This window comes from Mediterraneibacter sp. 210702-DFI.5.30, assembly GCF_020560115.1.
GTDB lineage: Bacteria > Bacillota > Clostridia > Lachnospirales > Lachnospiraceae > Mediterraneibacter > Mediterraneibacter faecis.
Window position 1 is genome coordinate 41,099 of record NZ_JAJCME010000001.1, and the last position, 11,482, is coordinate 52,580.

The following is an 11,482-nucleotide window of genomic DNA, read 5'->3' on the forward strand; positions in this document are numbered from 1 at the left end:
AAGAATGAGTAAGATAAAAAGAGGAGTTCTCTTTATTGTAATACTGGCAGTATTTCTGTTGGCAAGTTCTGTCGGGATGGAATATTATGTGGTGCATCAGCTGAATGGAGAAGTGACCGGAAGAAACCGTCCGTTTGCGGCTCTTACAGTTGAGCCGGAAGATACACTGGATCTGCTGGTGGCCGGTGACAGCGAAAGCTATAATTCCGTATCAACAATGCGATTGTGGGACGATAAAGGGATTACAACTTATGACTGTGGACAGGGAGCACAGAGAATTCCAGAGACTTATTACATGCTGAAACATGCATTTAAGAAACAGTCTCCAAAGATTGTGATACTTGAGACAAATACATTGTTCCGTGATATTGGAGCAGTAAAAAGTACACAGGAGATATTAACGCAGGCAGGACAGTATTATCTGCCGGTTTTCCGTTATCATAATCTGTGGAAGACAGTAGTAGATGAGCCGGAAATGCATACGAATTACAAGGGGTTTGTGATCAGGGATGAGGTTGATCCATATGAAGGAAAACCGGATTATATGAAGAAAAAGAAAAAATGTGAAACAATGCCTGAGTATGTAAAGGTTTATCTGGAGAAAATTGAAGAACTGTGTGAAAAGAATAATGCGCAGTTATTGCTTGTAAGTATGCCATCACCAAAGAATTGGAATCATAAACGGCATGCAGAGATACAGAAATATGCGGATGGAAAAGGAATCACATATCTGGATCTGAATAAGAAGGTGGAAGAATTAGGGCTGAATTGGACAGAAGATACACAGGATAAGGGCGATCATCTAAATGTTTATGGGGCAGAGAAGGTGACTTCGTATCTTGGAAATTATTTAGAAGAGAATTATGAACTGGAAGATCATAGAAACGATCCGACGTATGAAGCATGGAATCAGCTGGCCGAACAGTATAAGCAGAACCTTGCAAGAATAAAAGGAAAAATAGAAGTAGCAAAAGAAACGGGTGTAGGAAAATGATAGCAAAAGAAGAGTTGAATATTTTGTGGAGCCTGGAGCAGACAGCGGAAAAGTATGAAGACAGGGTTGCTGTTTCGGATGTAAATCAGGAGCTGACTTGGAAAGGACTTGTGAAGAAAGCTCAGGTGATAGGTGCAGAATTAAGTAAAAAGGTTCAACCGGGAAATCCGATTCCGGTTCTTTTAGAGAAAAGTTCAGAAACACTGGCAGTGATGCTTGGAATCGTTTATGCAGGATGTTTTTATGTTCCGGTGAATCCGATGAACCCGGCGGAACGTCTGCGAAAGATTATGGAGAAGCTGGAGCCGGAAGTGATCATTTCTGATGAGAAGGGAAAAGAGCAGCTGGCAGCAGTCGGAATAGGACTCGAAGAGAAAGTGATCGGACCGGAGACACTTCTACCGACAACAGGAACGGATTTGTCAGAAGAACAGCGCAGTAAACTTGAACAGATCCAGGGACAATGGAAAGAGACAGATGCTTTGTATGGAATTTTCACTTCTGGGTCTACAGGAACTCCGAAGGCGATTGTGGTAAGTCATGGAGCAGCCAGCCGGTTTATCCGTCATTTTACAGAAATCTTTGAGATTACATCAGAAGATGTGATTGGAAATCAGGCACCATTTGATTTTGACGTGTCTGTAAAAGATATTTATTCCAGCATCATGACAGGGGCACAGCTTGTTTTGATACCGAAAGAATACTTCTCGACACCGCCGAGACTTCTGGATTATCTTTGCGATAAGAAAGTGACCAATCTGACCTGGGCTGTTTCGGCATTAACACTTGTGTCTGCGCTGAAAGGATTGAATTACAGAGTGCCGGGATTAGTGAAAAGAGTTATGTTCAGCGGAGAAGCAATGCCGCCAAAACAGCTGCGTATCTGGCAGGAAAAGCTGCCGGATGCAAAATTTGTAAATTTATATGGACCAACTGAGATTACTTGTAACTGTACCTATTTCCCGATTGAGCGACAGTATGAGGACAGTGAGAAAATACCGGCTGGTAAGGCATTCCCGGGAAGAAGAGTAATCCTTGTAGACGAGGAAGGTAAACAGGTGACAGAACCTGGTGTACAGGGGGAAATCTGCTCGGCAGGAGAATCTCTGGCAAATGGCTATTATAAAGAACCTAAGCAGACAGCGGAGAAGTTTGTGCTGTATCCTGTAGATGGAACAGAACAGAGAATGTATCGAACCGGAGATCTTGGAAGTTATGACGAAGAAGGAAATATCGTATTTGCAGGAAGAAAAGATTTCCAGATCAAACATATGGGACACCGGATTGAGCTGGAGGAAATTGAGCGTTCTATGACAGCACTTGATGGAGTGGAGAAGAGCTGCTGTGTCTTTGATATGGAGAAAAATCGTATTATGGGATTTTATCTTGGAGAGAAAGCAGCCTCAGATGTCAGAAAACAGATGAAGGAAAAACTTCCGGTCTATATGGTTCCGACAAAATTGATTCAGGTAGATGAGATGCCGTTGAACAAGAATGGCAAGACAGACCGTAATTATTTTAAGAATTATGGAAAAAATAAAGGCTGTACATTGGGCGTTGAGAGGAGCAGCATAAGAAAGGAGAAAATATTGTGAAAAAAGAAATGCTGTTTAATGCTGCAAAAAAATATGGAACTCCGCTTTACGTGTTTGATCTGGATATCTTAAAAGAACAGACAGAGCGTATTCGTGCAGGCTTTGGTCCGGGGATCAGCCTTTGTTATGCAATGAAGGCGAATCCATTTCTGACAGGATATATGGCTCAGTGGGCAGACCGCATCGAAGTCTGCTCCATGGGAGAATTCCGGATCTGCCGGAGACTGCAGGTACCATTGGAAAAATTATTTATTTCAGGTGTTATGAAAAAACGGGATGATATCCGGGAGATACTTTCATATTGCGGAAATAAATGTGCATATACAGTGGAATCTCCATTGCATTTCCAATATTTTGCAGAATGGAGCGAGGAACATCCGGAGGATGGTGTGCTCCGGTTATACCCGCGGCTTACGAGTGGAAATCAGTTTGGAATGGACGAAGATACGGTATTAGAAATTCTGAAAAAGGCAAAGGAACTTCCGGGAATCAAGGCAGAAGGAATTCACTATTTCTCAGGAACACAAAAGAAGAATCTGAAGCGCCATCAGAAGGAACTGGCATATCTGGATGAATTTTTAAAGAAAGCGGCAGAAGAGCAGATCGATGTGAGATGTCTGGAATACGGCTCTGGAACGGCAGTTCCGTATTTCCGCGATAAAACGGCAGAGACCTTTGAAGAAGCTGGATTAAAGGGACTTCAGGACGCTGTGAAGGGCATGCAATGGAAGGGACATGTAACAGTAGAGCTGGGACGCGCGCTGGCGGCGATGTGTGGCTACTATTTGACCAAAGTGGAAGATACCAAGACGAGTGACGGTATTCATTATTGCATTGTTGACGGGGGCTGTCATCAGCTCAATTATGACGGGCAAATCAAGGGAATGTATGAACCGTATGTGAAGGTACTTCCAAAGGAAGTTTCAGTGAAGGTTGCGGAAGTTTCCGAAAATAAGAATACAGAAGAAAAGACCTGGAAAGTCTGTGGATCCTTATGTACACTGAATGATGTTCTCTGCAATGAAATCACCCTGAAAGGTTTGGAAAAAGGCGCCATCCTTGTATTCGAGAGAACCGGTGCGTATTCAGCAATGGAAGGAATGGCATTGTTCTTGAGCCATGAACTTCCGGGGGTTGTGCTTTACAGCGAGGAAGAAGGATGGATCCAGGCAAGAGTACAGCAGGAAACTTATGAATTGAACATGGTAGAACAGTTACAGATTCAAAATGATAGGAAAAGAGGAAGAAAAAATGGAAGAATTATTAGCGATTTTAAATGAGATTGATGATAGTATTGACTATGAGAACGAGACAGCTCTGATCGATGATCAGCTTCTTGATTCTTTCGCGATCATCACACTTGTATCAGAGCTGGAGGATGCATTTGATATCAGCATTGAAGCCTCTGAGATGATGCCGGTGAACTTCAATTCAGCAAAGGCAATCTGGGCAATGGTACAGAGACTTCAGGAAGATTAAGATTTCAAAAGCCTGTCAATGATCCGGGAGGCTTCGCTTCTTGTCAGCGTAGCTGCATCCCAGTCAGGTATCAGTTCTTTCTGTTCCGTCAGACGTTCTAAGAGTGCAATCTGCTTTGGTGTGGCAGGCTGCACTTTTTTAATTTTATATTGAAGTTGAAGAGGCTGGAACACTTTCGGATCCTGTGGCTCAAAATAGTGTGCTAGTGTCTGATAAAGCTTTGCGGTTGCGAGTGCATCATAGTATGCGCGGTGAGCAGCAGGATTCTCAATATGATAATAGTCGCATAACGCACCGAGACTTTTAGACTCAAAGTCTTTATGTACTTTGCGGGCAATTTTTAAAGTATCGATCCCCATTTTTTCAAATGTAAGACCTTCTCTGACTGCACTGCATTTTACAAAGCTATAGTCAAACATGACGTTGTGTCCGATCAGCACGTCATCTTCACAAAAGGAGAGAAAATCGTGGATGACTTCCGGGCAGGATCTTGCTCCTGCAACCATATCATTTGTGATATGTGTGATGTTGGTGATCATCGGTGTGATCGGTTTGTCTGGATGGACGAATTCCATAAAACGGTCAACAACCTTTCCTTCCCGGACTTTGAGGGCACCAATCTCTATAATTTCATGTTCCTGAGGACTTAGCCCGGTTGTCTCCAGGTCAAATGCAATATATGATTTCAGCATAGAATGCTCCTTATCTGTAATGTCAATAACTTAATATCACTATACTAACATTACAGATAAGAGAAAGCAAATTTTATAAAAATGATTCTAATTCTCGTATCATTTCTTCTTCTGTTTTGATAATTTTTCTTGCCAGCGCATCGGCAGATTTGTCAGCCCTGTTCAATGTATTGGCACGTTCTCCGAGTGTTTTAATTCCCATGCTGCATCCATCAATCAGAAGTTTTGCAATTTTGGAGTTATCATCATTCAGATTCAGTTTAAGTTCTGTGCTGAACCAGGAAAATGCGGAAGCCATCATTCCCGGAGCTTTAACTTCATTTCCCGAATCAATCAGATGATCTTTTGCATTACCGCCTAATCGAGAATGACGATCAATGTATTTTTCAATTAATTGGAATAAGGTTGTATCTTGGGTGAAATCTTTGATTTGCTGCATACTTTCGATTGCCATCTGACATCCTGTGTTGCATTCTTCATATAGTTTTCGTGTTTGTTCATCCATGATGAAATCCTCCTTTTTATGGTGTGTTATTTGTTATGAAATAATATCAAAGATGGAATACGTGCATCAGTTATAAGAAAAGAATGTGGGTTTCTTTATATAGAATGTGGATAAAATACAAAATTATACGGTATTTTGTGAAAAACATAACGGTAAAGGACTTTTCTAAGAATATTTGTTGTGCTAAACTAAAAAAAGAGTTTAACAGAAAGGAAAAATGTACTCATGTTAAAGGGAAAAACTGTGCTTCTTGGAGTGACAGGAAGTATTGCAGCATATAAAATTGCGTCACTTGCAAGTGCGCTGAAGAAATTGCATGCAGATGTGCATGTGCTTATGACAGAAAATGCGACAAATTTTATTAATCCGATCACATTTGAGACACTGACAGGAAATAAGTGTCTTGTAGATACATTTGACCGGAATTTTCAGTATAGTGTAGAACATGTATCATTAGCGAAGAAAGCGGACGTAGTTATGTTGGCACCGGCAAGTGCGAATGTGATTGGGAAGATTGCTCATGGCATTGCGGATGACATGCTGACAACAACAATCATGGCGTGCAAATGTAAGAAGATCGTTGCTCCTGCAATGAATACGAATATGTTTGAGAATCCAATCGTTCAGGATAACCTGAAGGTACTGGAGCATTATAATTATGAAGTGATCAGCCCGGCGGTTGGTTATCTTGCCTGTGGAGATACAGGAGCAGGGAAAATGCCGGAACCGGAGCTTTTGCTTGAATATATTTTGCGGGAAATCGCAAGAGAAAAGGATATGAAAGGACTGCATGTTCTGGTTACAGCAGGTCCTACACAGGAGCCTGTTGATCCTGTACGCTATATTACGAATCATTCTACCGGAAAGATGGGGTATGCGATTGCAAAGGTATGTATGCAGCGTGGAGCGGATGTTACACTTGTCACAGGACCGACCTCTATTGAGAAGCCACATTTTGTAAATGTTGTTCCAATCACAACGGCGAGAGAAATGTTTGAAGAAGTGACAGGACGGGCCGAAGAACAGGATATTATTATTAAGGCAGCAGCAGTTGCGGATTATAGACCTCGCTATGTCAGTGATGAAAAGGTGAAGAAAAAGGATGACGATCTGGCACTTGAAATGGAACGCACAGATGATATTCTTGCGTATCTTGGAGCGCATAAAACAAAAGATCAATTTCTCTGTGGATTTTCTATGGAAACAGAAAATATGCTCGAGAATTCCAGAAAGAAGCTGAAGAAAAAGAACCTGGACATGATTATAGCAAACAGTTTGAAAATGGAAGGCGCCGGGTTTGGCGGGAATACGAATGTGGTCACAGTGATTACAGAAGATTTTGAAAAAGAGCTCGGCAAGCTGACAAAAGAGGAAACAGCAGATCGAATCCTTGATCAGATTCTGGCACAGAGAGGGGAAGTTTAAAAGATGATACTGACAATAGACATTGGAAATACAAATATTGTATTGGGCTGTATTGATGGAGATAAAACTCTTTTTGTAGAACGTTTGTCAACTGTTCGTACGAAGACAGAGTTAGAGTATGCAATCGATATTAAGAATGTACTTGATATTTATCATATTCATAGAGATGAAATCGAAGGTGGAATCATTTCTTCTGTCGTGCCGCAGATTACAACCATCGTGAAGCTGGCGGTAGAGAAGATCCTGAAGAAGAATGTTCTTGTTGTGGGAGCCGGAATTAAGACAGGATTGAACATTCGAATCGATAACCCTGCACAGTTGGGAAGTGATCTGGTGGTCGATTCTGTTGCGGCAATTGTTGAGTATCCGGCTCCACTTCTAATCTTTGATCTTGGGACAGCAAATACAGTCTGTGTGATTGATAAAAATAAGAATTATATCGGAGGCATGATTTATCCTGGAATCGGAGTTTCTCTGGATTCTCTGACAGCTCATGCATCTCAGCTTGGCGGAATCAGTATTGAAGCACCGGAGCATATGATTGGAAAGAATACTACAGAGTGTATGAAGAGCGGTCTGATCTACAGTAGCGCTGCCGCAATGGATGGAATTATTGATCGTCTGCAGGAACAGCTTGGCGGAGAGGCAACTGTGATCGCGACAGGCGGACTGGCGAAGAAGATTGTTTCTCATTGTAGAAGAGAGATTATCCTGGACGATGATCTGCTCCTGAAAGGACTTGCAATTATTTACAAAAAGAACCGTAAGTAAAAGATGACACAAATAAAAATGTAAATCAAATTTGAGTATAAACTGAAAAACCGGAAAGTAAAAGAATTTAAATTTATCTTTTACTTTCCGGTTTTTTATGTGTATGTATTAACGACACATATTTATGGAAAAATTATTTTCCTATAAGATTCTGTAAAAATGATTTTAAGCTTACAGTCTGTCACCACGTTTGATGTATCCCGGTTTATCAGGGGATGCGATAATACGCTTACCACGAATCAGGCGTGCATGTTTGTCGATCACAAGGTTCTCAGCATGAACACCTTTTCCGATAACCACGTCTGCACCGATGACACAATTCTTAACAACTGCCCCTTCTTTGATTGTACAGCCACGTCCGATAACAGAATTCTCAACAGCACCTTCAATCAGGCATCCGTTAGAAATTACGGAGGATGTTACCTTGCTGCCTTCAAAATACTGTGTCGGGCAGGAGTCATTTGTACGTGTATAAATTGGCCAGTTATCATGGAACAGATCTGTTGCTTTTTTCAGGTCGATCAGTTCAAGGTTTGCTTCATAGTAACTATTGAAGTCTGAGATTGTTGCAAAGTATCCACGATGTGGATATGCGCGAACATCAAGTTCCTCACAAGACTCATTCACGATATCAGCCAGTGTGTACATGGAGGAAAGTTTGTGTGCCTTCTGAACCAGGTCAAGGAACAGATCTTTCTTCATTACATAAGTATCCATGAAGATGTTTCTGTTCTTAGCATTTCCAAGGTTTGGCTCCATGGAGAGAACACCTTTCTGTTTGTTGATGTTCAGTGTCTGACAGTTCGGGAAATGATCCTTCGCATTGTCAACAGAGTGATACATCAGAGTGATGTCTGCACCTGATTCAATATGTGTCTTGAGAAATGCACTGTAATCAGCTGTGTAAACCATGTAGCTAGGCGCGATCACAACATACTCAGAGTTGATCTCATCGAAGCAGTCAAGGTTTTCCATGTAAGCAGCGATATCTGTGTTGTAAATACCGTTGTCAATGTTGCTCTCCTGGAAGAGAGTAATCAGTTTACCACGTTTGGAGTTGATATTGTAATGACGTCCTGTTCCGATGTGTTCTACGAGAGAACGAGGTTTTCTGCGAACATAAACCTGCATTACATCAATTCCACTGTTACTCATGTTAGAAATCGGAAAGTCGATCACACGATATCTTCCGAGGAAGGAGAAGGCACCGATCGGACGGTATGCCTGCATGTCATTTACCTGTATGTTGTTTCCTGCAAAGTTGATAATTCCAAAAGCTTTACTCATCTTATTCGTCCCCCTTTACTCGTTTTGCAACGAGCTCGATATTCTCGCTGGCTGCGTCTCCGACAACAGCGTTCTTTCCAATCTTAATGCCATCGGCAACAAGGGCACGTGTAACAACGGCACCTTCTGCAACCTCAGCACCCGGCATGAGGACACTATCAATGACTTTTGCACCGGCAGCAACTTTCGCACCAGTGAACAGAACAGAATTCTTAACTGTACCATCAACGACACATCCCTGTGTAATGAAGGCTCTTTCTACAACTGCATCAGCTCCGATATACTGTGGAAGTGCAGTTGCATCTTCTGTATAGATCTTCCAATTTGGGTCATTCAGATCAAGCTTATTGTTCTTATCAAGAAGGTCCATATTAGCTTCCCAGAGTGAATCAATTGTTCCAACATCTTTCCAATATCCTTTGAACTTGTATGCATACAGACTCTTTCCGTCATTAAGCATAGTAGGAATGATATCTTTACCAAAGTCATGGCTGGAATCTGCATTCTTCATATCTGCGAGAAGCATCTTACGAAGAAGTTTCCAGTTAAAGATATAAATACCCATGGAAGCGAGGTTACTCTTTGGATGCTCAGGCTTCTCTTCAAATTCAACGATATGTCCTGTCTCATCTGTATTCATAATACCAAAACGGCTTGCTTCCTTCATAGGAACTTCGATAACGGCAATCGTTGCATCTGCGTTGTTCTGTTTATGATATTCGAGCATCTTGTCGTAATTCATCTTATAAATGTGGTCTCCGGAGAGGATCAGCAGATAGTCTGGGGAGTATGTATCTATAAAGTCAATATTCTGGGAAATAGCGTCAGCTGTTCCTCTGTATACATCAAGGTTCGCATCGGCTTTCTCACGTGGTGGGAGCACATAAACTCCACTGTCCTTCGCATCAAGTCCCCATCTTCTTCCTGCTGCTGCATAGCTGTTCAGAAGTACGGATTCATACTGAGTCAGAACACCTACAACGTCAATTCCGCTGTTTGCGCAGTTGCTAAGTGGGAAATCAATAATGCGGTATTTTCCGCCATATGAAACGGCTGGTTTAGCCACTTTTTTTGTCAAATCATGGAGGCGGGTTCCTCGACCTCCGGCTAAGATCATAGCCAACATGTTATCGTGTTTCATAAAAAGCCCTCTCTTTCATAATACTACTTCTTTAGTATACTCTTTTTTGTGCGATATTGCTAGGATTTTGCATAGAAAAAATAAAAAAATAGCAAAAATAATGGAAAAATTTATCGAAAATCATTTGTCATTTTTCACAAAAAAAGAAAATAAGGAAAATCAGACAGATTTTTAGGCATTATTATATACAAGTGAAAAGGAACATTAAAAAAATTCCTTTAATATAGAAAGAATTGATTGATTTTAAAGCAGGAGTGTGGCAAAATACAAATCACAGTATTCATGAAAATGGCAGGTGTGAGATGAAAGCAAATGTGAAATCAGTTTTAATGAAAAAATATTGCAGAGTATATCAGGCGGGGGCGAAGCATTTGATGGCTGCACTTCCGTGGCGTTCACCGAAAATGCTCAGTGGATCAGGAGCAGTGAAGAAGCTGCCAGAGGCGGTTCGAGATAGAGGATTTCATAAAGTATTAATTGTAACAGGACCGAAGATCCGTGCGAGGGGGCTTCTTAATGAACTGCTGGAAGAGATGAAAGAGAAGAAGTTGAAATATGTTATCTTTGACGGCATTTCTCAAAATCCTACGGATGAAGAAGTTGAAAATGGAGTAGGAATATTTCTTGGAGAAAAGTGTGACTGCATGATCGCATTTGGTGGCGGAAGTGTGATGGATTGTGCAAAAGGGATCGGAGCCAGAGTTGCGAGACCGAAGAAAGCAATTCGGAACTTACAGGGACTTTTCCGTGTGCTACGTCCGATTCCTGTAATCTTCGCCGTGCCTACAACTTCAGGCAGCGGGTCTGAGACAACGATTGCAGCGGTGATTACCGAGGTTCAGACACATCATAAAGCATCAATCAATGATTTGCAATTGATGCCACGCTTTGCAGTACTTGATCCGTGCCTTACAGTAGGACTGCCACCACAGGTAACAGCACAGACAGGAATGGATGCGCTGTGTCATGCAGTGGAAGCATACACGAATGATACATATAACAGTGATTTTGAGCGTCTGATGTGTAGTAAGGCAGTGCGATTGATTCATGAAAGTCTTCTGACAGCATATGAAGACGGGACAAATCTGCAAGCGAGACAGGATATGCAGGAGGCTGCATTTCATGCGGGACGCGCATTTACAAGAGGAAGTGTGGGTTATGTTCATGCAATTGGCCATGCGCTCAGCGGGCTCTATGGAGTGCCTCACGGGCTTGTGATGGCAATTCTGCTTCCGCATGTGATGCGTGCCTATGGCTCTTCTGTGTATGATAAGCTTGCGGATTTGTGTGATATTTGTGCGATGGAAGTAGATACACCGGACGGTATGATCTCAGCCGAAGTTCGTGCCGAAACATTTCTCCAGTGGATGGAAGAGTTAAAAGAGAAACTTGGAATTCCGAAATATCCGGATATGATCCGGGAAGAAGATGTGAACCAGATTGTAAAATGGGCACAGAAAGAGGCGAATCCGGTTTATCCGGTTCCGGAGATCTGGGATGCACAGGAGATGAAAGAGTTTGTTCTGGCCATGATGGAAGGTGCGAGACTTGAAGGTGCAGAAAAGAATGAATAACCGACAAAAATCGGTGATG

General features: G+C 41.9%; 11 protein-coding genes. 7 read left to right on the top strand and 4 right to left on the bottom strand.

What is annotated here, in order from left to right:
- Positions 1-4 precede the first annotated feature (4 nt).
- The 4 genes from LI126_RS00195 to LI126_RS00210 are packed head-to-tail and all read left to right on the top strand — an operon-like array spanning position 5 to position 4,068.
- Positions 5-994 (top strand): SGNH/GDSL hydrolase family protein, encoded by a 990-nt coding sequence (locus tag LI126_RS00195; protein ID WP_226866086.1) that lies wholly within the window; start codon positions 5-7, stop codon positions 992-994.
- Positions 991-2,589 carry an amino acid adenylation domain-containing protein gene (locus LI126_RS00200; RefSeq protein WP_227164599.1) on the top strand — a complete coding sequence of 533 codons (1,599 nt, stop codon included), beginning with the start codon at positions 991-993 and terminating at the stop codon, positions 2,587-2,589. The genes LI126_RS00195 and LI126_RS00200 overlap by 4 nt, the downstream gene beginning before the upstream one ends.
- Positions 2,586-3,869 (top strand): alanine racemase, encoded by a 1,284-nt coding sequence (locus LI126_RS00205; protein ID WP_227164600.1) that lies wholly within the window; start codon positions 2,586-2,588, stop codon positions 3,867-3,869. The genes LI126_RS00200 and LI126_RS00205 overlap by 4 nt, the downstream gene beginning before the upstream one ends.
- On the top strand, positions 3,841-4,068 hold the full coding sequence (locus LI126_RS00210) for an acyl carrier protein (RefSeq protein ID WP_227164601.1): 228 nt from the start codon (positions 3,841-3,843) through the stop codon (positions 4,066-4,068). Before LI126_RS00205 ends, LI126_RS00210 begins: the two co-directional genes overlap by 29 nt.
- Here LI126_RS00210 and LI126_RS00215 read toward each other — a convergent pair.
- Together LI126_RS00215 and LI126_RS00220 are read right to left on the bottom strand one after the other, a co-directional pair.
- A complete protein-coding gene (locus tag LI126_RS00215) occupies positions 4,065-4,760 on the bottom strand; it encodes a 3'-5' exonuclease (RefSeq protein WP_020435948.1) in 696 nt (231 codons plus the stop codon). The genes LI126_RS00210 and LI126_RS00215 overlap by 4 nt on opposite strands.
- Before the next feature lie 73 nt (positions 4,761-4,833).
- Complete coding sequence (locus LI126_RS00220) at positions 4,834-5,265, bottom strand: hypothetical protein (RefSeq protein ID WP_020435949.1); 432 nt, start codon at positions 5,263-5,265, stop codon at positions 4,834-4,836.
- 225 nt (positions 5,266-5,490) lie between these two features.
- Here LI126_RS00220 and coaBC point away from each other — a divergent pair, with 225 nt between their 5' ends.
- Entirely contained in the window at positions 5,491-6,690 is a 1,200-nt protein-coding gene (gene coaBC / locus LI126_RS00225; protein WP_226866082.1) for a bifunctional phosphopantothenoylcysteine decarboxylase/phosphopantothenate--cysteine ligase CoaBC, read from the top strand.
- Between the two features lie 3 nt (positions 6,691-6,693).
- Positions 6,694-7,461, top strand: coding sequence for a type III pantothenate kinase (locus tag LI126_RS00230; RefSeq protein WP_020435950.1), 768 nt, complete (start codon positions 6,694-6,696; stop codon positions 7,459-7,461).
- Positions 7,462-7,632: 171 nt separating this feature from the next.
- Here LI126_RS00230 and glgD read toward each other — a convergent pair whose 3' ends face one another.
- Both glgD and LI126_RS00240 read right to left on the bottom strand, forming a co-directional pair.
- Positions 7,633-8,748, bottom strand: a complete 1,116-nt coding sequence (gene glgD / locus LI126_RS00235; RefSeq protein WP_020435951.1) for a glucose-1-phosphate adenylyltransferase subunit GlgD — start codon at positions 8,746-8,748, stop codon at positions 7,633-7,635.
- Position 8,749: 1 nt separating this feature from the next.
- A complete protein-coding gene (locus LI126_RS00240) occupies positions 8,750-9,889 on the bottom strand; it encodes a glucose-1-phosphate adenylyltransferase (protein ID WP_227164602.1) in 1,140 nt (379 codons plus the stop codon).
- Positions 9,890-10,191: 302 nt separating this feature from the next.
- Here LI126_RS00240 and LI126_RS00245 point away from each other — a divergent pair, with 302 nt between their 5' ends.
- Positions 10,192-11,463: an iron-containing alcohol dehydrogenase gene (locus LI126_RS00245; protein ID WP_055147329.1), complete on the top strand. Its 1,272-nt coding sequence runs from the start codon at positions 10,192-10,194 to the stop codon at positions 11,461-11,463.
- The last annotated feature ends 19 nt before the right edge of the window (positions 11,464-11,482 follow it).